The sequence below is a fragment of the Pseudomonas putida W15Oct28 genome, assembly GCF_000708715.2.
Lineage (GTDB): Bacteria > Pseudomonadota > Gammaproteobacteria > Pseudomonadales > Pseudomonadaceae > Aquipseudomonas > Aquipseudomonas putida_R.
Genome location: NZ_JENB01000003.1, coordinates 179,777 through 201,731, shown reverse-complemented (window position 1 = coordinate 201,731; position 21,955 = coordinate 179,777). Strand labels below are relative to the sequence as shown.

Below are 21,955 nucleotides of genomic sequence, written 5' to 3'. Positions count from 1 at the left end.
GCGATGGCGGAGGCTGAACCGTTGGACCGCAACACCCTGGAGGCTGCCGCACGCTGGTATGTCGAGCTGCGCTGCGAGGCGGATGACAGCACGCGAGCGGCGCATCAGCGCTGGTTGCTGAGTGACCCGCGGCACGTGCAGGCCTGGGAGCGCCTGGCACGCTTGCAGGGCAAGCTGGCGCAGGTCGCGCCCGGCATTGCACGGCCGACGTTAAGCAGCGCCAGGGCCAAGCGACGCGAAGTGCTCAAGGTGCTGTCGGTGTTGTTGGTCGCGGGCGCGACAGGGGGTGTGATGTTGCGTGATGGCGGCGTTGCACGGTTGATGGCCGACGTGCGCACAGGCGTTGGCGAGCAGCGCTCGTTGCGGCTGGACGATGGCAGCCAATTGCAACTGAACACCGATACCGCGGTTGATATTCGCTACGACGGCGAGTGGCGCTCACTCGAATTGTTGAAAGGCGAGATCCTGGTGCAGACCGCAGCGGATGGATTGTCCCGCCCGTTCATCGTGCATACCGCACTGGGTAGCGTCCGCGCACTGGGCACGCGCTTCATCGTGCGCTGCGACAACGACTTTGCGCGGGTCTGCGTGTTGCAGCATGCCGTGGAAGTGCGCAGTGCACATGCCATGGCGGCTGTGCGGGTAGACGCCGGTCAACAGCTGGAATTCAGCAACGGAAAAACGGGCAACGTGACGCCTGTGGCGGCGATGGCGGACGCATGGGCCCGCGAGATGCTGATCGTGGATGACTGGCGCCTGGCGGATGTCGTGAGCGAACTGCAGCGGTATCGGCCCGGTTACCTGGGCTGTGATGAGGCTGTGAGCGGGTTGCGACTGTCCGGGGCGTTTCACCTGGGCGATATCGATATTGCCCTTGAAAACCTGACCACCACACTGCCTGTGCGCATTCGTCACTTCAGCCGCTACTGGACGCGCGTCGAAGCTGCCTGAAGCCTAATGCCAGTCAGTTAAGATTTATAGCCTGCTGGTGTTCGGCTTCGGTTGTTTTTCGCCTGTGAGATCGTGCGCCGCCCGCGCGGCGCTTCGCGGGGCAAGCCCGCTCCCACATTTGTTGCAACGTGGCCATGCCTGTGAAAGAGGCGATGTCAGCCTTGGTGCAAGGCTTGAGGCATGTGGGGCGGCAGAAATGCCAGCACAGAGATCCAGCCAGCCCACCAAGGCTGACAACTATGCCCTTTCAGGTTCGGCACGTTGCAACAAATGTGGGAGCGGGCTTGCCCCGCGAAGCGCCGCGCGGGCGGCGCTCGATGTCAGCAGCCCCCACAACTCAAGGCATACGCATGCAGGCCACACATCAATCCCCCGAAAGTCCATTGCAGCCAAAGCTGCTTAGCTGACTGGCCTTAGAAGCCCGTAGATTTTTTTTGCCAGAGGGGTTATCGATTTTCGTTCTCGTTCGACTTGTAGGTAGACGCGCACCAAGCGCAATGAAAAAACTGCCGCAGGGCGAAAGGAAACCGCATGCTCGCTGTCAACGATTGCAACCGTACCCTATCGATCAACTCGACCAAAACCAGACTGGCGCGTGCAGTGAATCGCGCATTGTTCAGTGTGGCGCTGGCCTCGCCATTGGCAACGGTGATGGTCGCCAGCCCTGCGATTGCGCAAAGCCAGGCTGAAGCTTCGTTCGACATTGCCGCCGGCCCGCTGGCCACAGCGCTCACGCAATTTGCTTCGGCAGCGGGGGTAACGGTGTCCTTCGAGCCGTCATCGGTGCAGGCGCTGAAGTCGCCCGGCCTGCATGGTCGCTACAGCCCCGATGCCGGCCTGCGCCAGTTGCTGGCGGGTAACCGGTTGCAGGTGTTGAAGCAGGCCAACGGCAGCTACTCGCTGCTGCCAATGGTCGGTGACGATTCGGCCCTGCAGCTTGATACCACCAGCGTGACCGGCGCGGCCGTGGAGTCCGCCTATGGGCCGGTGAATGGCTACGTTGCCAGCCGCAGTGCCACCGGGACCAAGACTGACACGCCCATCCTGGAGATCCCCCAGGCCATCAACGTGGTTACCGCCGACCAGGTGCAAGCCCAAGGGGCGCGCAACCTGACCCAGGCGCTGCGCTACACCCCGGGCCTGGCCACTGGCGGCTTTACCGATCGCAACAGCATTGCCGACGAAATCACCAGCCGCGGCTTTGCCCCGACCCCGTTGTACCTGGACGGTGCGTACATTCCATACGCCGGTAGCCTGGGGGGCGCGCCGCAGATCGACCCCTACACGCTGGAACGTATCGAAGTGCTCAAAGGCCCCTCTTCGGTGCTGTACGGGCAAAACCAGCCAGGCGGGCTGATCAACATGGTCTCCAAGCGCCCGACCCGCGAGCAGCGAAGCCAGGTCAAGCTGGGCGCCGGCAGCTACAACCGGGTCAACGGTGCCTTCGATACCAGCGGCCCGCTGGATGAGCAGAAGGTCTTTACCTATCGCCTGGTCGGCGTTGCCGACAAAGGCAATGAAATGGTCGCACACACCCACAGCGAGCGCTTGTTGCTGGCGCCTAGCCTGACCTGGGCGCCGAACGAAGACACCTCGCTGACGTTGCTGGCGCAAGTGCAGCGCGATGACGGACTAGCCGATTATCAATCGTTGCCGATGGTGGGCTCGCTCAAGCGTGGCCCGACCGGCCAGAAAATCGACCGCGACTTCTTCTCGGGTGATTCCCGCTACAACGATTACAAGCGCGACCAGTACGTTCTGGGCTACGACTTCAGTCACCGTTTCAACGATGACCTGGCCTGGCGCTCAACGGCGCGATACACCGATGTGCGCGACCAATACAAGGGCTTCTACCTGCGCAGCTTCGTGACGGATGGCGATGTGGTCGACTACACCCGTGCCAACCGGGTCAAGCTTGACTGGCGCCAGCACAACATCGCCTACACCGTCGATAACAACCTGGAGTACACCTTCAACACTGGCGCACTGCGCCACACCCTGCTGGCGGGTGCGGACTACCGTCATTTCTCGCGCAAGTACGACGGCTACAACGCCTACAACGTGTTGCCGGTCGACCTCTACGGCAAGAACAACTACCCCACCAGCAACGTGACGCCGGTGCTGGATACCCGTTGGGACAACACGGTGCGCCAGACCGGGGTGTACGTGCAGGACCAGATCAAGCTGGACAACTGGATCCTGACCGTAGGCGGGCGCCAGGACTGGGCTGAAATCGACAACAAGGACTTGCTGGCGCACAGCATTGCCTCTCAGCGCGACAACAAGTTCACCGGGCGCATCGGCCTTACCTATGTCACCGAGTTCGGCCTGGCGCCGTATGTCAGCTATTCCCAGTCGTTCTTGCCAACCTTGGGCACGGCAGCGCCCGAGCGTGGCGGCAAGGCGTTCGAGCCAACCGAAGGTGAGCAATACGAAGTGGGGCTGAAGTACCAGCCCGTCGACGGTACCTTGTTCACCGCCTCGGTGTTCCAGGTGAAGCAGAAGAACGTGCTGACCGGTGATACCGAGTACCCGCAGTACCAGTCGCAAAATGGCGAGGTGCGCTCGCGTGGGGTGGAGCTGGAGCTCAAGTCCAGCATCGAGAATGTCGATGTACTGGCCGCTGCCACCTACATCGACTCGTTCTATACGAAAAGCACCTATGGCGACCAGGGCAACCGCAACGAGTCGCAGGCCCCTTTGTCGGCCACACTGTGGGTGGATTACCACTTCACCCAGGCCATGCTCAATGGCCTGACCTTTGGCGCCGGTGCCCGTTATACCGGGCGCAAGCCGGGTAACTCGGCCAACACCTTCGATGTGCCGGCCTATGCGGTGTACGACGCTACCGTCAGCTACGACCTGGCCAAGCTCGACCCGAGCCTGCGCGGCCTGCAGGCCAGCGTGAATGTGCAGAACGTCTTTGATCGCGAGTACGTATCGGACTGCAACTATGCGTTTGGCTGCTACTACGGGCAGGAGCGGGTAGCGTCGGTAGAGATGACCTACGACTGGTGATCAAGCCCCCGCGCCACGCGTTATACTCCGCGCCATTTTGCCAATGGCCGGAGAACGCTATGCGCCAGGTTTTGCTCATCGTCGATGTCCAGTCCACCTTCAGCCCGCCCGAGTGGCTGGTCGATGGCTTGCGGCGGTTGTCAGCGAACATTCCCACCATTGCCTCGGTCGAGCTGCACGACGAACAGGTCACGCCGTTCGAACGGCAGCTCGGCTGGCACCCGGCGGCCGAGGACGAAAGCCTGATCGAAGCCGACCAGGTGTTCATCAAGCATGGCTACGGGCAGAGCGCCGAAGCCATCGAGTACATCAGGCAGCTGGGTGTGGAGCGGGTGCTGGTGTGTGGGCTGCAGACCGAAACCTGTGTGCTGGCCGCCGGGTTTGCCCTGTTCGATGCCGGGCTGAATCCCACCCTGGTGACGGACATGACGGTAGGGTCTTCGCTGGACCGCTCGGCCAAGCTGGGGATCGAGCTGTGGCAGCATCATTTCCGCCAGGTCACGACCTCGACTGAAGTGCTGGCCGAACTGGCGGCGCAACGCTAAACAATATTGTCACTTTGCCATCATGCGGCGCCAATGCGTATCATTGGCGATTGTAAACCGCTGATCGAGAAGGATCTCCATGTTTGAAAAGCCATACCTGGTAGCTGTTCTGCTGCCTGTCACAATGCTCTGGGCTGGCCTTGCCCACGCCTTTACCGACGGTACCGACCGTTCCGTCACCCTGGAAAAGGTCGCGCAGACGTTCGTGGTGCAGAAGGACGGCAGCTTCCGTCTGGATGTCGACAGCGTCATGCTGATCAACGAAGAACGCGCCATCAAGACCAATGCCCAGCACCCGGTAAGCTACAACCGTTCGCTGGAGACGCTTGAGGTGGTGGAGGCCTACACGCAAAAGCCCGACGGCCGCAAAGTGCCGGTAGATGCCGCGCACATCAAGGAGCAGCAGGAGCAAGCTTCAGCGCAGGCGCCGATGTTCCAGGACTCGGTCAACAAGGTGGTCATCTTCCCCGAGGTTGCGGTGGGGGACCGGCTGGTGCTGCGTTATCAACGTAACCGCGCTACAGCGCTTTTCCCCGGGCAGTTCGAAGACATCACCGTGCCGCAGTTCTACCCGGTCGGGCAGTTTTCGCTGACCTATGACCTGCCCCAGGGCATGCCGCTGCAGGCCGATGCCCGCGGCTTCAAGGCGTCGTCACCCGCCAGCGGGGAAGGGCGCACGGTGTATCGCTGGGACTACGTACCAGGGGCGCGGGCGCGGGTCGAGACGGGGGCAGTGTCGTACCTGGATTACGGCCACTACCTGGCGGTTTCGACCTTCTCCGGCTTCAAGGACTTCGCCCAGGCCTACCAGGCCAGGGCCACGGTCGAGGTCACCCCGCAGATCAGTGAACTGGCGAAGCGCCTGACGGCCGGTTTGCCCACCGCGCGGGAAAAAGCCCTGACCCTCAGTGACTGGGTACGCGAGAACATCCGCTACGTGGCGGTGTACGTCGGCGCTGGCGGGGTGGTGCCGCATGCCGCGCAAACCGTACTGGACAACCGCTACGGGGACTGCAAGGACCATGTTGCGCTGCTGGAAGCGCTGCTGAGCGCGGCAGGCATCAAGAGCACCCCGGCCCTGGTGAACCAGGGCACTGCCTATGTATTCCCCAAAGTGCCGACCTTGGGTGTGCTGAACCATGTGATCACCTATGTGCCGAGCCTGAACTTGTACCTGGACTCCACTGACCCATCGATTGCTGCCGGCTACCTGCCATTGACCGTGCTGAACAAGCGGGTGCTGCTGACTGCGACCGGCGAGTTTGGGCAGACCCCGGCCATGCAGCTGAACCAGGTTTCCAGTGACTTGCTGTTCAAGGTCAAGGCCGATGGCGGCGCCGACTTCACCAACGTTTCGACGGTGAAGGGCTGGGCCAGCGAAATGAGCCGCTTCGGCTTGAAACTGATGCAACCGGCCGACCGCGAGATGCTGGTCGAAAGAGTGCTGGCCGCCTACGGGCAACGTGGCAGTGGTTCGTTCAAGATCGAGCCGGCCACCGCCAACGGCGACTTTGTCAGCAATGTGGATGGGCACACGGAAAACCTGGTCAACCTGCCAGGGCCGGTGGGTGTCGTGACCCTTACCAGCCTGGCAGGCGGTATCTCGCAAAACGTGTACAGCTTCACCCTGGAGAAGGAACGCAGCCAAAGCTTCGTGTGCATTGGCAACGACACGGTGGAAACCTCGCGCTTCGAGTTCCCGGCCCAGGTCAACGTGCTGGCAATCCCGAAACCTGTGAAGCTGCATGACGGCAATGTCGACTACAGCGCACGCTACACCCAGGATGGCAATGCGGTGGTGGTGGAGCGGCGTTTCAAGTTCAGCCGACCGGATGTGGTGTGCACACCTGAAGATTTCGCGGCCATGAAGCCCGCGCTGGAGGCAATGATCCGCGACCTGCAGAGCCAGATCATCGTGCAGGCGGGCTAGCCCTCATACCTGTCAGTTAAGCAAATTGGGGCCGCGCTGCGCCCCTTCGCGGGCTTGCCCGCTCCCACAGAGATAGCGCGATTCTGCACCGAGCGCGCAACCTGTGGGAGCGGGCAAGCCCGCGAAGGGGCGCAAAGCGGCCCCAATTTGCGCACCAACGCTGCCTTGCTGCCCTGTTAGAAGTCCCAGCGGGTCGTGACCATCATGTTGCGGGGCTCGCCGTAGTACGTGGTATCGAAGTTGCCAAGCCCGGTCAGGTAGACCTTGTCGAACACGTTGTTGGCATTGACCGTGAAGCTCAAGTGCTCGCTGTACTGATAGCGGGCCATCAGGTCCACCAGGGTGTAGCCGCCTTGCTTGATGCGCGTGTAGTCATTGGCGATCGGGCTGTAGATGTTGCCGTAGAAGCCGCTTTGCCAGCGCAGGCCACCGCCCACGGTCACCGGGTCGAATGCGCCAGGCAGGCGGTAGGTATTGAACAGCCGTACCACGTGCTCAGGCTTGGTGGTTGCCAGAGGGAAGCCGAAAATGCGCGCGTCGTCGGCGTCGCGGGTACGGGCGTAGGTGTAGCCGGCGGTGACGTTCCAGCCGGGTGCCAGTTCGCCGGCCAGCTCCAGTTCGACGCCCTTGGTGGTGGCGCCGTCGATGGCCTTGTAGATGCCTTCGTTGTTCACCGGGTTGGTGCCGATGCTGGAGGCGACGTTGTCTTGCTCGATACGGAAGAACGCCAGGGTGCCGTTCAGCTTGCCATCGAACCACGCAGCCTTCAGCCCGGCTTCATAGCCGTCGCCTTCGACCGGCGCGAGGGTGGCGCCGTTGATGTCCTTGTAAACCTGCGGCTGATAGATCGACGTGTAGCTGGCATAGACCGAGTAGGTGTCGTCCAGGTCATAGACCACGCCCGCATAAGGGGTGACCACACCGTGTTCCTTGTAGCTGGCGTGGGTGTCGCTCAACGAAGACGTTGGGTAGTAGTCCTGATCATCGTTGTACTTGAAGGTGCTGACCCGGGTGCCGAGGATGAGCGAAAGCTTGTCGGTCGGCCTCAGGCGGGTGGCCACGTAGGCGCCGTTCTGGCTTTGCGTGGTGGTGTACTCGCCGTTTTTCGGGAAGTCCTGCTCCGGCAGTTTGCCGTTCCAGTCGAAGACGGAGCCGGGCACCATGGCGAATGCGCTGCCGTCGTAGGTATCGCCGGTCTGCTTCGAATGCGAGGTCATGAAGCCTGCCACCAGGTCGTTCTCGCGGCCGAACAGGGTGAACGGGCCGGATACATTCACGTCGGCGGTGTTTTGCACGCGGTGGCCTTCCCAACGCCCCCAGTACAGGAACATGCCCTCGCCGGTTGCCGGGTTCGGGTTGCCGCCGCTGGCAGACGCCAGGCGCGTGTCATGGTCGCTGATCATGTGGTTGAGGCTGAGCTTGACCTTCCAGTTGTTGGCCAGGGCCTGCTCCAGGGAGGTGAAGTAGGTGGTGGACTCGAAGTCGCGGCGGCTCCAGTCTGCCGCCGGGTTGTGCGAGCGCGAAAAATCGGTGCGGCTGCCGTCGGAAAAGTAAGTCGGGTTACCGGTCCAGGACGACCCGCGCGGGGTGGTGGCCTGGTTGTCGATGCCGAAGGTGAGCAGGGTGTCGGGCGTCAGGTCGGCTTCGACAATGCCGTAGTAAACGTCCTTTTTCTGCTTGTAGTGATCCAGGTACGACTTACGGTCCTGGTAGGCCCCCACCAGGCGGCCACGCACGCTACCGCTGTCGTTGAGCGAGCCGGAAATATCACCTTCGGTGCGGTAGTTGTCCCAGGACCCGGCGCTGGCGGTGATCGATGCCTTGAAGTCGTGCGTGGGCTTCTTGCGCACCAGGTTGACCGTAGCCGAGGGGTCGCCAGAGCCGGTCATCAGGCCGGTCGCACCCTTGATGACTTCGATGCGGTCGTAGGCGGCCATGTCGACGTGGGTCACGCCCTCATCGTAGACGCCGTCGTAGATGGTGTTGATGCCATCGTACTGGTAGTTGGTGATGGCAAACCCGCGTGCGGAGTACTCCATGCGTTCGCTGTCGTACGCCTGGACCGAAACCCCGGGCGTGTTGCGCAGCACGTCGCCGATGTCTTGCGAGCCGTGGTCGTCGATCACCTGGCGGGTGATGATGCTGACCGACTGCGGTGTTTCACGCAGGGTCAGCGGCAGCTTGGTGGCCGTGGTAGAACCGCCGGTGGTGTATGCACCGGTCCCCTCGGTGACGTTACCCAACCCCAGGGCATCGACGCGGCTGGGGGCCAACTCCAGCGCATCGGCCTGGCCGGTGGTCAACAGCAGCGAATAGCGCCCGTCACTTTCCCGCATGGCCTGCAACCCTGTGCCACTGAGCAGAATCTGCAAGGCTTGGTCGACGTCGTAGCGCCCGTCTAGCGCAGGCGAACGTTTGCCGCGCGTCCAGTGGGTGTCGAACGACAGCACGATGCCAGACTCGGCCGCGAGCTGGGTCAGCGTTTCGCCCAGGTCGCCCTGCGGCAGGTGGTAGTCATGGGCTTGCGCGGCGCAGGCAGCCCCTGGCCCCGCGAGCAGTGCAGTCAGTAGCAGGCAGGTGCGCAGGCCTGGCGCAGTGAAAGGCCTGGGGTTGAAGCGGCAGGTCATCTTCGCGTTTCTCTGATAGGTAAAAAGTCGGGTTACCTATGAGTCGGATAAGCCCTGGCAAAGTGATCAGGCACTCAGCATTTTTTTTACGCTGCCGTGATGGTTACCCAGAAACGGGTACGGGCCTGTACCTGCACCGGCAGTGACGTGGTCAGCGCGCGCAGGATCTGGTCGGTGTCGTCGAGCCTGTAGGTGCCGCTGATGCGCAGCCCTGCCACGGCGGGCGCGCAGCGCAGCCAGCCCGGGCGGTAGCGTGAAAGGTTGCTGATGAAGGCGTCGAGGCGCTGGTCATTGGCAATCAGCAACCCCCGGCCCCAGGCATCTGCGGCCAAGGGGACGGTTTCCAGTGCGGCGAAGCCCTGGTCGTTGAACCGACAGCGCTCGCCACTGTTTACCAGCAGGGTCTGGCCCGAGCGCAGGGTTACACGCGCTTGCCGGGCAAATACCTCCAGGCTGCTGCCGTCCTCGAACAAGCGCAGGGCAAAGCGGCTTTCGCCTGCCTCGACCGCGCCGTTCCGGGTGCTGACTGTGCAGTGCTGGCGCGCTGGCACCGTGACCATGACTTCACCTTGGCGCAGGCGCAAGCGCGCAGGGTCGAGCGCGTCATCCACATCGACCGCAGAGGCGGTATTGAGCAGCAGCGCAGTGCCATTGTTCAGCATCAGCGAACGTTGTTCGCCCACCCCGGTACGCATGTCTGCCAACAGTGGCGACTGCTTGACCTCCCGGTACCCGCCGAGGCCCAGCGCGCCACCGCCCAGCAGCAGCAAGCCGGCCTTGACCACCCGCCGACGGCTGGCGTGTCGGCCATGCGCTGCCAGCGCCAGCACGCGTGCAGACGCCGGGTTTTCGCTGGCTGCCATGCGCGTTTGCAGGCGCTCGGCCTGCTGCCAGGCCCAGGCATTGACGGGGGTTGCATTCAGCCACAGCTGCCAGGCCGAGTGATCACTGGCCTGCACCTCACCGCTGTTGAGCTGGCTGAACCAGTGCGCGGCCTGGCGCAACGAAGCCAGTTGCTCGGCATTCAGGTTCATGCTCACTGGCTGTGGCCAAGGCTGTAGATCATGCAGTGCTCGGCCGCCTTGGCAATGTAGCGGCGCACGCTGACCTCGGAAATACCCAGCTGGGTGGCAATGTGTTTGTAGGGCATGCCATCGATCTGCGACAGCAGAAATGCCTCACGCACCTTGGGCCCGAGCGAAGCCAGCATGGCGTCGAGTTCGAACAAGGTTTGCAACAAGGCCAGGCGTTGCTCTGGTGAGATGTCCAATGCTTCTGGTTGCTCGGCGAGCACCTGCAGCCAGGCCCTTTCCAGGTGCACACGGCGCAGGTGATCGATCATCAGGCGGCGAGCGATGGTGGCCAGGTAGCCTTTGGGTTCGCGTACGGCTTCAAGCTTTACGGCGGCGTCGGCGGCCGACATGACACGCACGAACACATCCTGGACAAGGTCTGCTGCCAGGTGGCTGCAGTTCACCCGCGGCCGCAGCCAGTTATGCAACCATTTGCTCTGGGCCCGGTATAGCTGGCTGACTTGAGAAGTGAAAGCTACGTCCGGGGTGCTCATCCATGCCGCCTGAAAATGTTTGCAAATGTTAATGGTTCGCATTTTAGGCAGAGTATTTCGGGGTTTGCAATCACTGCGCCTATGCCGGTACGTCAGTTCAAGCGGAGGTGGCGCGTTCGGCTGGATCGGCCCCGCGCGCCTGGTTCTGCTTGTTCCTGCGGGCAAATACCAGGCGCACCAAGGTATTCCAGCAGTAGCCCACCAGCACCCCGCCGGCGAGGGCCAGGGCCACCTCGAACAGTGGGTGATTGAAAACACGGTCCGCCAGCGACTGGAACTGGAAATGCGTCAGGTAGATAAACAAGGTTGACGATGCGATCACCGCACCTGCCCGTGCCACCAGGGCAGGCACTGGCACCGAGCGGAACCAGATAAGGGCCAGCATTGCCGGCAGGGCGATGTCGACGTAGCGAGAGAAGGCCTGCCAGCCCACGCCAGCAATTGCCATCAGGTCCAGCTCGCCGACCACCAGCACGGCCACCGCGCTGGCCACCCATTTGCGTGCCGTGGTGTCGGCATGGTGCACGGCCATGCCCAGCACCATGACCGCCAGGAAGTGCTGGGGTACCCGGTTGAACAGCGCACCGGCATCGAACACGAAGCGGCTGAGCAGCACATCCAGCGCCACCAGCGCACAGGCCGCAATGATCAGGCAGCGGAACGGGTCGGCGAGGACGGCTTGGCGCACGCGCCTGATCGACAGCACCACACCGATGATCAGGATCATCTGTACCAGCACTTCGATGTACCAGTAATTGAACAGGCTGACTTCGCCGGCCGGGAACCAGTTGGACACCAGCAGCAGCGATTGCCAGTGCAACTGGTCGAACACCAGCTGGATCAGCGCGGTGTACAACAGCGTCGGCACCACGATGGCCGCCAGCGACCTGAGCAGCGTGCGCGCATCGCCACGGTCTTCGATGGCCTTGAGCTGGAACCGCGCCAGGCTGATGCCGGAGACCAGGAACAGCACCGACGTTTCGCCGACGATCAGCCAGTGATCGAACTCGCTCAGGTGGCCGACCACGATCAGGATGATGGCGAGCATCCGCACGAACACCGGCATTTCCATCACCCGCCACGCGCTTTTGGGGGGCGCATTCAGCTCGGCCAGCTGGCACACCGGTAGCGTTTCCCAACGCTGCGGCAGGTGGCCGATCAGCTCCTCCAATACCCGCGAGGCCTGCACGAACGACAGCGAGTCGCCGCCCAGTTCGACAAAGCTCAACCTGGCGTCCAGGCGCGGCACCTGGAGGATGCGTGCCCAGGCCGAGCTCAGTTTTTCGGCCAGGGGGGACAAGGGCAGGCTGGCGCTGTCGTCAAATGGCGCAGGCAGGGCGCGTTTGTCCACCTTGCCGTTCGGGGTGAGCGGCAGGGCGTCGAGGAACACGAACAGCGCCGGCACCATGTAGTCCGGCAGCTGGCCGGCGAGCGCCTGGCGCAGTTCATCGGTGCTGGTGGGCGTTTGACCCACGCAATAGGCCACCAGCCGGATCGACGCGCTGTCGCGGTTGGCCACGACCACGCACTGGCCGATGTGCGGGTGACGGGTGATGGCGTTCTCGATTTCTGCCAGCTCGATGCGGTGGCCACGGATTTTTACCTGGCTGTCACCGCGCCCCAGAAAACTGGCGCTGCCATCGGCCAGGTAGGTGCCCAGGTCACCGGTGCGATAACAGCGGTCATCGGCGGCACCAGTGAATGGGTTGACGATGAACTTGGCCTCGGTCAGCGCCGGGTCGCTCCAGTAACCCAGCGACAGGTAAGGGCTGCGGATCAGGATTTCACCGGTTTCGCCCGTGCTGACCAGCTGGTTGGCCGTGTTGACCACCAGCAACTGCGCATTGGCGATGCCCTTGCCCAAGGGCACCCGGGAGGTGTCCGAAGCCGGGTCGAGGGTATGGAAGGCCATGGCTTGTGGTGTTTCGGTGGTGCCGTAGAAGTTCACATTGGCGGCATTCGGCGCCATGGTGCGGATTTGCTGGTACAGCGCCGGGCTGAGGGCATCGCCGCCCCAGAACAGATAGCGCAGCCGGTCGAGTACCTGGCCATTCATGTGTGCACCGGTTTCGATCAGCTTGCCCAGCGGTGGGGTGAGGTGAATAACGCTCACGCCTTGCTGGTGAATCCAGCCTGCCAGCCGTGACGGGTCGGTCAGGGTCGCCTGGGCAGGGCAGGCAATGGTCGCGCCAATCGACAGGGGCGTGAACACGTCGCGGTACACCGGGTCGTGGCCCAGGCCGGAAAGCAGGGAGAAGGTGTCGGCCGGGGTGAAGCCATGCTGGCGCACATGCCAGTCGATGAAGTGCACCAGTGGCGCGTGGTGGGTGACGATACCCTTGGGTTCACCGGTGCTGCCCGAGGTGAAGGTGATGTAGGCGGGTTGCTCGGGGCTGACGCTGGGCAGCGCGACAGGTTGGCTGCGGAAGGCTTGCAGTGCCTCGGTGGGGGCTTCTGGCACTGCAACGACAAGGGGGCCGTCGGCATCGACAGTGGCCTCGCCACAGCGCAGGATCACGGCCGGCTTCAGTGCGCGGATGATCTGCCCGATACGTGCGGGAGGGTAAGCCGCGTCGGCTACGGTGAAGGCCAGGCCGGCGCGCAGGCAGCCGAGCATGGCATACACCAGGGCGGCGCAACGGCTGGCCACGATGACCACACGATCGGTGCCACCGGCAGCGTTTTCCACCAGATATTGAGCGATACCCTGGCTGACCTGCGCCAGTTGGGCGTAGCTGCAGGTGGTGTGCTGGGCAAGGATGGCGGTGGCATCCGGGCAGCGGCCGGCTTGCTCGAGGAAGGCGTGGTGAATCGGCTGCTCGGCACGGTATTCCAGGCGCAGCGTCGGGTTCGGGCGCAGGTCCGGCATGATGGGTGAAGGCTCCGCATGAACGTTGGGCTGGCAGGTAGCACAACGCTAGTGCAGGGTGGCCGTTGTCGCCAATGCCCGCGATAGCCGGGGGCACACAGCAGCCCCAAATAACGGACGTGGTCGAAGGAAGCCCAAGTGCACAGCCGTGCCCAGGGCGATGCCTACAGGTTTACGCGGTTCCCTTGTGGGAGCGGCCTTGCGTCGCGATAGGGCTGCGCAGCGGCCCCAGGATTCCAGCCTCACAGCGGAAATCGCCGGGGCCGCTGTGCGGCCCAATCGCGACGCAAGGCCGCTCCCACAGGAGAGCATCGGGATGCGACCTTACAGGACAGGCCTCAGGCCACATCCACCAGCACGATCTCGCTGTCCTCGATGGCGGTCACCCGCAGCACGTCTTCCTGCTCGATCGCCACACCGTCGCGTGCCTTGGCCCGCAGCCCGTTGACGTCCACCAGCCCCTTGGCCGGCACCAGGTAACCCCGGCGTGCGGTATCGAAGCGGTACTCGGCGGTTTCACCTGCTCGCAAGGTGGCAGCCACCAGGCGGGCGTCGGTGCGAATCTGCAGGCTGTCTTCATCGCCCTCGCGGCCGCTGGCCAGGGTCACGAAGCCTTCGCCACGTTCGCCTTTTGGAAACGGCCGGCTGCCCCACTGCGGTGCTTCACCCGTGCGCTCCGGTACGATCCAGATCTGGAAAATACGTGTATCGACATCTTCAAGGTTGTACTCGCTGTGTACGATGCCGGTGCCGGCACTCATCACCTGCACGTCACCGGCTTCGGTACGGCCCTTGTTGCCCAGGCTGTCCTGGTGACTGATCGCGCCTTCACGCACATAGGTGATGATTTCCATGTCGCGGTGCGGGTGCGGCGGGAAGCCGCTGCCGGCCGCGATAAGGTCGTCGTTCCACACCCGCAGGTTGCCCCAGTGCATGCGCGCCGGGTCGTAGTACTCGGCGAACGAGAAATGGTGGTGGGCATCGAGCCAGCCGTGGTTGGCGTGGCCCAGGCCTTCAAAGGGTCGCAATTGCAGCATGATCGTGCTCCTTGAATCAGTGGAATGACGCCATGATGCGCTAAAGAAATATCGAAAATAAGCGTAAATATCGGCTTAAAACAATCGTATTAGTAGATATTGTTTTCTGCCCTGCTTGACTCGCTTCATCGCCTAATCCACTGATCTGCAAGCATTCGCTGGCGATTTTCCGTCGATGCGGCGAACATGCCGGCTGTTTTTGTTTTTCAACGGAGTGACCGTGGCCCACGAGCAACCCCAGGCCCCCGCCGACCTAACCCCTCCTGCCCAATTGCCCTGGTTCCGCCGCCTGGTAGCCCGCCTGCTGGGGCGTGGCCTGACCGGCCTGCAAGCCCAGCACCGCGACTCCTGGTTTCTCGGCCACGCCACCGGCCAGCGCAGTGGCCACGCCGATGGCGTGCGTGAAGGGTTCGACCAAGGGCGGGTGGAGGGTTATGAAGCCGGGCGCCAGGTGCTGGTGATCCGTGATACCCGCCCTGACACCGCTGCCGTGCCCGGCCAGGACGACAACCTGTTCGACGACTGGCGCCTGCCGTTGACGGCCGAGCTGAAAAAGCGCTTCAAGGCCGATGTCGCCCAGCGCCTGCCGGCCGAGGCCCAGCCCAGCGCCGCGCAATGGAAGCTGATCTTCAGTGACACCCCGTCCACCTGTGTGGTGGCCGGCGCCGGGGCAGGCAAGTCTACGTCGCTGGTGTTGCGTATCCTGCTGCTGCGCCATTACCTGGGTTACGAGCTGGACGCGATGACCGTGGTCACGTTCACCCGCGAGTCCCGCAAGGACTTCATAAAGCGCCTGCTGCAGGTGTTTGCCCTGTGGCAGATCAACCTGCAGCCGGTGCAGGCCCGCGAGCTGGTGCGTACTTTTCATTCGCGCATCCTGCCGCTGGTACGCAGCCTGCCGGGCTTCAGCCAGGTGCGCGCCTTCGAGACGCTGGGCAACGAGATGCCTGCCGGGCGTGAGGCCGAGGCCGACAGCAACCCCTTCGACCTGCGCCTGAACGATGCCCAGCGCCAGCAACTGAACCAGTGCTACAGCAGCGTGCTGGGCGAGAGCCCGCGTTTTGCCGAGCTGGTCGGCCTGTTGCGCAGCGAAGCCTTGCAACTCAAACCACTGGACCCGAGCAACCCCGACGTACAGAAGCGTGCCCAGGTGACCCAGTTGGCGGCCCAGCGCGACGAAGAACTGTGCGACGTGATCGAGGACCTGTGGTTCGCCGCCGGCGCCTGGCCGATCAAGGGCATCGAGCCTTGCCGCGAAACCGTCGACATCCGAGGCAGCCGCTTCCATGTGCATGGCCGCCTGGCTGGCCAGGGGCCGTTGGTGGTGCTGGGCTTCGACCCGGCGGAAAGCGCGCAGTACCAGCGCCCCGGCGCCAAGTTGGCGGTGCGCGCCGAGTGGGCGGTAAAACGCACCCTGTTGCAGGCCTTCTGTGATCGGCCGCTGATCTGGCTCGACAACTACGCCATGGCCCGGCGCCTGGCGGCCTCGTTGGCTGGCGATGCCGTGGCCGGCCCGGGGTTCGAGTACAAGGTCAAGGGCGAACTGGCCCCGGCGCCTTTGCTGGACGCCTTTGTCGGCGCGGCCAACTTCATCGAGAACCTTGGCCTGGACGTGAACAACGCGGTGGCGGCGATGAGCTTCCCGTCCGGCGACAGCGATGCCTTGTTCTTCGAGGCCCTGGCCGTGTACTGGAAAGCCCTGGAGGCGCACCTGCTGGACCAGTCGCCGCCAGTGATGAGCTACAACCGCATGTTCGCCCTGTTCAGCGAGAACAACCCGGAAAACCTGCAACTGCTGCCCGACCCGTTGTTGCGGCCGCTGGCGCACCTGATGATCGACGAGTTCCAGGACGTGTCGCCGCAGATCGTCAGCTGGCTGCGCGCCAGCCTTGCTGAAATTCGCCGGCGTGGCCCGGCCATGCACACCGGGCGCCATGCCCAGCATTCGTCGCTACTGTGCGTGGGTGACGACTGGCAGTCGATCTATGGCTGGCGTGGCAGTTCGCCCAAGTACTTCATGGAATTCACCAAAGCGTTCCCGTCGCCGGCCAACACGCGGGTGATGCTGGTAGACAACTACCGCTGCCAGCAGCAGGTGATCGACGCGGCCGAGCACCTGGTCAAGGGCACCCCGGCGATTGCCGGCAAGAAAGCCCGCGCCAGTGGCCCGGCAGCCGAATTGCCGGGCTCTGCGGTCAAGGTGTTCGACCGTGACGAGGCCGCCCTGGGCGAAACGCTGATCGAGCACTACCAACGGGGCGAGACGGTCATGATGCTGTACCGCAAGGGCAGCGACAGGGCCTTGATGAACGAACACCTGCAAAGCGTGCTGCACGCCGAGGCGGCATTGCCGGCCGAGCAGCGCCGACTGCGTCAGCTGACCTACCACAGTGCCAAGGGCTTGCAGGCCGATGCGGTGTTCATGCTGGGCGACTGCCAGTACCTGACCAGCTCGCCCTACAAGAACCAGGTGTATCGCCAGGCCGGCCTGGGCAAGGCCGGTGATGCCCAAGCGTTCGATACGGCGCAGAAGGAAGAAGTGCAGCGCCTGGCCTACGTGGCGGTAACCCGCGCAGTGCAGCACTGCTACTGGCATGTCGAGGCCGCCAATGGTGATGCCGCCGCCGCCCCAAGGGCGTCGAGCCAGGTGGATGGCAGGCAGGCCTTCTTCGAAGACCTGCGTGGGCAGTAGGCCAAAGTCAAAGCAACTCTGGGGCTGCTTTGCAGCCCTTCGCGGGCACGCCCGCTCCCACAGGTTCTGTGTATGCATCAACCCTGTGGGAGCGGGCGTGCCCGCGAAGGGCCGCAAAGCGGCCCCACATGGTTTGACTGAGTGGCACCAAGGTGAACCGGTTCCAGTGAGCGCCTCAGTTGTTGGGGTCTTGCGCGCGCGTGAGCGTTTCGAACAACGCTTCGCGCTGCTGGTCACGCCCGGCGTTCAGGCGCCGGCTGGCCTGGTCGTAAGCCTGGCTGCCCAGGTCCATTCTGTGCAATTGGCCGCTTGCATCCAGCGGTGGTGCGGGCAGTACCTCGGTAAGGGTTTGCAGCACCGTGCGATTCAATGAAGTGACCGCTTCGCTTTCAGCATCCAGGCAATAATCCAGGTACTGCATGCCCTGGTACCAACGCTCGTCCAGCGCTGCGAAGCGGCTGGCGAAGCGCTGGGCAAGGTAGCGTTGCCAGCTGGGCTGTCGCGCAACCCAGGCCCTGCGTTCTGCAGCCGTGTCGTCGAGCCGCAGGACGGCGCGTTCGACATTGCTGGCCACACGTGCCGAAATCATCGCTTCGTGGCGATACAGCATACCCTGGCTGGTTTCCGGAAACTCCAGCGGCTCTGCCAGCGCTTGTCGCAAGGCCAGGCGTATTTCGATCAGGTCCACACCGCCAGTGAGCAGGGCGTTGTCACTCAGATCATCGAGGCGGTCCAGCGCAGGCACATCAAGCCTTGCGGGCTGTGCCTGGGCGGGCAGCCGCTCCAGCTCCAGCAAGCGCGCCTGACGCGCCATGCGCGCGAGCTGGATCCGTTCGGCCAGCGCGTTGACCATGTCGCGGCGATAGAGGGTTCTGAAGAAGTTGAACAGGTAGGCGGGGCGCTCGGCCTCCTCGGCCAGTTGCCTGAACACTTGTGCTTCGAGCTCGAGGGCACTGAACGCATCGGTACCGGCATCGCCACAGGTGGGCGGGTAGTCTTGTGCGACAGTGTCCAGATGGGTGCGCAAATCCTCATCCCGCCCGGCCTGTTCAAGCAGCCGCCAGACCTGGCGGGTCAGACCGCGCTGGTCGCGCTCGGCCTGCCGCGAGCGCGCCACGCGTTCAACGACATCGCGCAAATGCCGGTTTGCATCACCTTCGAACAGCCCGTCCCAGAGCTGCGCCTGTTCCGGGCTGGCATCCACGAGCCAGAAGTCCACGCTGACATCCGACAGCTCATCGTCGCTATGTACCTCGACGCCCGCCGTACGCAGCCGGCGATTGCTGTCGGTACCCAAGGTGTTTTCGTTGAAGTCCCAGAAGCCGTAGCGGCTTGTCGTACGCAGGGCGTCGGCAAAGGGGCTGGCCAGCACCTGGTCGAGGTCCGGCACCTGGTCGATCGGGTTGTAGCTCAAGCTGAGGTGGCGCAATTGCAGGTCGGCCTGCGTCATCAATGAGGTGAGGCCGCGCGGCCATTCACGCAGGCTGCAGTTGCTCATTTGCAGGTTCGCCAGGCGGGTCAGGCCGGTCAGGTCGGGTGCCCGCCCCAGCGGGTTGTTGGTCAGGCGCAGGTCGCGCAGGTGTTGCAGACCGGTGAATTGCGCTGCCAACGCGTCACTCAGCGCAATGTGGTTGTACTCCAGATCAAGGTATTCAAGGGGTAACGGTGCAAGGGTCTGCAGGTCGGCTTCGACAAGCTGCAGATTGTTCCGGCGCAGGCTTAGCCGACGCAGGCGCGTCAGCCCGGCCAGGCGCTGGCGCATATTGTCGGTCAGGTTGCCGAGCTGGTTGTTGCCCAGTTCCAGTATTTCCAGTTGCGGGGTGGAGCCCAGTGCCTGGAACAGCCCTTCGAAGGCGAGTTCCGGGCATTGGGCCAGGCGCAGGGTATGCAGGGAGGGAAAGCTCTGGAAAAAGTCTGCGGGCATCTGGCGGATACCGATGGCGCGTATGTTCAGGGTGGTGATGTGATCGAAGCGCGCCGGCAATGACGGCAGTGTGTCGATGTCCAGGCCTTCCAGCGCGAGGCTGTCAGGGTGGTCGCGGCGCCAGGCAGCATTGAACAGGTCACGCGCCACGTTACGTGTGTTGCGCTGGTGCTCACTGCCCTGACTCGCCCAGTCACGCAGTGTGTCGTCGAGGGTGTTGCGTTCTATTTCCAGCGCCCGGAGTTGTGCCGCGAAATCACCGCGCTGGCGCAGCTGGCCGCGCAAGGCATTGCGTTCGTTTGTGCTCAGGCCGGGGAAGAGCGCGCGCAATCGCCGATCTGCCGTATTGGCCCAGGGCAGCCTTCCACTGAGTGGGTAACCAAGGCGCCCATCGGCCAGGCGCATCGGCGAACGGTAGCCTGGCCTGATCGGCTGCTGCCCGATCAGCCTGGCTGCATGCGGCCGGTCGGCGACTGCCATTTCATAACGATGGCGTGCATCCAGGCCAGGGTGCTCGGCCTGGAGCGCGGCATCCAGCACTTCACTGTCGGCAGTGGCCAGATCAGGACGATAGAGCCCCAGCAAGGCCCTGCCCAGACGGGCGTGCGCCTGCAGGGCCCGGGCTTCTTCGGCGATGCGCAAGGGCACCCTGCCTTGGGCCAGGTGCAGGCGTTCACTGGCGCAGGTCCTGGCCATGATCTGCGCGATGGCACGGTGCGGCAGGCCTGGAAACTGCCTGGCCAGGGGCTGGGCTTCTTCGGGCAGGCTGCCTTGGTTTCGTGCTTGCAGCCGGTCTAGTGCATCGGCCAGCAAGGCGGGGGGATGCTGTGCGGCAACCTGGGTGTGGCGAAGTTCAGCGCCTTGCACCCCTGAGCACTGCAGTGCCGCCTGCAATTCGGCATCATTCAGGCCTTCGCTGAGCGGGCCCAGGCGCCGCATCAATTGCAGGTCATCCCACTCCAGTGGCACTTCATGTGCCGCGCGCCACGCCCCTGCGCCATTGTCCCGCACGATCGGCCGATAGGCCTGTGAGTCCTGTGGGTGGGGGATCTGCCATTGGCCGCGCTCGTGAATCAGCGCGTACACAGTGCCATCGATGCGTATGTAGTGGCGCCCGTCCACCGTGTAACGGCCCTGTGCATCGGGCTCAAGGTCTTCGGCAATCGATACCGGGCTAGCATGGTCCTTCAGCGTGGCGTTCCACAGGTAGTCCTTGCCATCCTTGACGACGCTCTGCATGGCATCGACGAAGCCGGAGGCCTTCAGCGCCACGGCACCGCCACCTACGGCAGCCACCGTGACAATGTTCAGCAACACGGACTCAAGCTGGGCCGCAGCCGCTTCATTGTCGCCTTCCTCCCAGGCCGAGATGCCCTCGAACACGCTGCCCATGATTTGCGCGGCGCCGATGGTCAGCATGATCGGGTTCAGGCATGGCACGACCATCGCTGCCACATTCAGCACGGTCATGCCCAGGTCCAGCCAGTATTCGATGTTCTGCAAGCGTACCCTGGCGTCAACATCTTCGGTGGGGACCGCAACCCGGCGCGCATCGGCCCGCAGGCGTGCCAGATGGCTGGATTCCAGGGGTGCCCAGGGAACATTTGGCAGGGTTTTGTCGATGGACTCCAGGTGTATCGAGTTGCGAGGTTTCAGCTGCGTCCCATCGTCCTTGTTGGCGTTGCTGTAAAGGGCGCGCTTGAGCCGCTCGCTCAACGCTGCCTGTTGTGATTGCAGGGCCAGGGCGATGAAGCGCTTGCGGTAGTCGTCCTGCAGCAGTTGCTGGCGCAGGTACTTGCGTGCGTCGCCAAGCGAGGCAAACTCCCTGAGCGCGTCGCCATCCGCCGGGTTGTAGAGAAATACCGGGTCATGCTTGCGGTTTTGCGCGGGTGCGATGAACAGCAGTTCGTGGATCGGGATGCCAAACAGCTGCAACTGCCAGCATCGCAGCGGGCGGCCTTCGTAGGTGGGGGCGGCGTTTTCGGCACAGAGGCCATGCAGCGCGAACGCGCCGGCCGGGCCGAGGTGGCCTTTGCAGGCGGCGATACGGGTTTGCACGCGGAACTCGTCTCGCCGTGCGTCGATGGCCAGCGATAGCAGTTCGCTTTTGTTATCGCCGTTGTAAATCTGATCAAGGTGCTGTTGGTAGCGCTTGCCAAGGTTCAGCGCCCGGCACTGGTCGATGAAGCCCACCCGCGTCACCCCCTCGATTGGCGTGATGTGCTGGCGGCTGCGCTGTAGCCGGCTGAAGCGGGTGGTGTCGGCAGGGCCTTCGAAATTGTGCAGGGCCGCTTCGAGCAGGCTGCGGTACTGCGGGTCGCCCTTGGGCACGATTTCGCCAACTTCATGTGGCACTGCTGGGCCAACAGGCAGCCCGACTGATTGCTTGACGGCGGTCGCTTGATAAACGTACTGCGCCTGAGTGACCGGGGTGTCGATATTGAGCTGTTGCTGCAGCAGCGGGGCGCAGAACTCGGTCACGCCCTGCAAGTTGCCGAGCGCCGCATGCAAGGCTCTGCTGCTGGCATCACGCTGGGTGATGGCACGCTGCAGGGCCTGGCGGGTGGGTTCGTCTGCCTGTTCATACCAGGCGTAGTTATTGCCCTCGGTGTCCCGGTAGTCCTTGCGCAAGCGCGTCAGGACCCGGCTGGCGTGCTCGATATGCAACGCCTTGCTCCAGTAGGGCAGGGTCCGCGCCATTTGCGCGTGGTGGTAAGGGGTTTGGCTCATGTCGGCGCTCCGTGGTCGGGAGCTTCCATGGAGCCGGATGCGTTGGCACCTCGTGCGGTAGATAG

The 21,955-nt window shown here is 63.5% G+C and carries 11 protein-coding genes; 5 read left to right on the top strand and 6 right to left on the bottom strand.

What is annotated here, in order from left to right; genetic code table 11:
* Positions 1–3: 3 nt before the first annotated feature.
* From AK81_RS03260 to AK81_RS03245, 4 genes are all read left to right on the top strand, one after another.
* Positions 4–951, top strand: coding sequence for a FecR domain-containing protein (locus AK81_RS03260; RefSeq protein WP_043196732.1), 948 nt, complete (start codon positions 4–6; stop codon positions 949–951).
* Between the two features lie 531 nt (positions 952–1,482).
* A complete protein-coding gene (locus AK81_RS03255) occupies positions 1,483–3,969 on the top strand; it encodes a TonB-dependent siderophore receptor (RefSeq protein ID WP_081042005.1) in 2,487 nt (828 codons plus the stop codon).
* 59 nt (positions 3,970–4,028) lie between these two features.
* Positions 4,029–4,514: an isochorismatase family cysteine hydrolase gene (locus AK81_RS03250; protein WP_043196731.1), complete on the top strand. Its 486-nt coding sequence runs from the start codon at positions 4,029–4,031 to the stop codon at positions 4,512–4,514.
* 79 nt (positions 4,515–4,593) lie between these two features.
* The gene (locus AK81_RS03245) at positions 4,594–6,444 is read left to right on the top strand and encodes a DUF3857 domain-containing transglutaminase family protein (RefSeq protein WP_043196730.1); all 1,851 of its coding nucleotides are present in this window, start codon (positions 4,594–4,596) and stop codon (positions 6,442–6,444) included.
* A gap of 176 nt (positions 6,445–6,620) precedes the next feature.
* Here AK81_RS03245 and AK81_RS03240 read toward each other — a convergent pair whose 3' ends face one another.
* The 5 genes from AK81_RS03240 to AK81_RS03220 form a co-directional block, all read right to left on the bottom strand.
* Positions 6,621–9,071: a TonB-dependent siderophore receptor gene (locus AK81_RS03240; protein ID WP_043196729.1), complete on the bottom strand. Its 2,451-nt coding sequence runs from the start codon at positions 9,069–9,071 to the stop codon at positions 6,621–6,623.
* Positions 9,072–9,157: 86 nt separating this feature from the next.
* Positions 9,158–10,105, bottom strand: a complete 948-nt coding sequence (locus AK81_RS03235; protein ID WP_043196728.1) for a FecR domain-containing protein — start codon at positions 10,103–10,105, stop codon at positions 9,158–9,160.
* Between the two features lie 2 nt (positions 10,106–10,107).
* On the bottom strand, positions 10,108–10,638 hold the full coding sequence (locus AK81_RS03230) for a sigma-70 family RNA polymerase sigma factor (protein ID WP_043196727.1): 531 nt from the start codon (positions 10,636–10,638) through the stop codon (positions 10,108–10,110).
* Positions 10,639–10,735: 97 nt separating this feature from the next.
* Positions 10,736–13,507, bottom strand: a complete 2,772-nt coding sequence (locus tag AK81_RS03225; protein WP_043196725.1) for an amino acid adenylation domain-containing protein — start codon at positions 13,505–13,507, stop codon at positions 10,736–10,738.
* A gap of 338 nt (positions 13,508–13,845) precedes the next feature.
* Positions 13,846–14,544: a pirin family protein gene (locus AK81_RS03220; protein WP_043196723.1), complete on the bottom strand. Its 699-nt coding sequence runs from the start codon at positions 14,542–14,544 to the stop codon at positions 13,846–13,848.
* A gap of 175 nt (positions 14,545–14,719) precedes the next feature.
* On the opposite strand from AK81_RS03220, the gene AK81_RS03215 reads away from it, so the two are divergent.
* Entirely contained in the window at positions 14,720–17,236 is a 2,517-nt protein-coding gene (locus AK81_RS03215) for a UvrD-helicase domain-containing protein (protein WP_043196721.1), read from the top strand.
* A 175-nt stretch (positions 17,237–17,411) separates the two neighbouring features.
* On the opposite strand, the gene AK81_RS03210 is transcribed toward AK81_RS03215, so the two are convergent.
* Positions 17,412–21,890 (bottom strand): NEL-type E3 ubiquitin ligase domain-containing protein, encoded by a 4,479-nt coding sequence (locus AK81_RS03210; RefSeq protein WP_043196719.1) that lies wholly within the window; start codon positions 21,888–21,890, stop codon positions 17,412–17,414.
* Between the last annotated feature and the right edge of the window lie 65 nt (positions 21,891–21,955).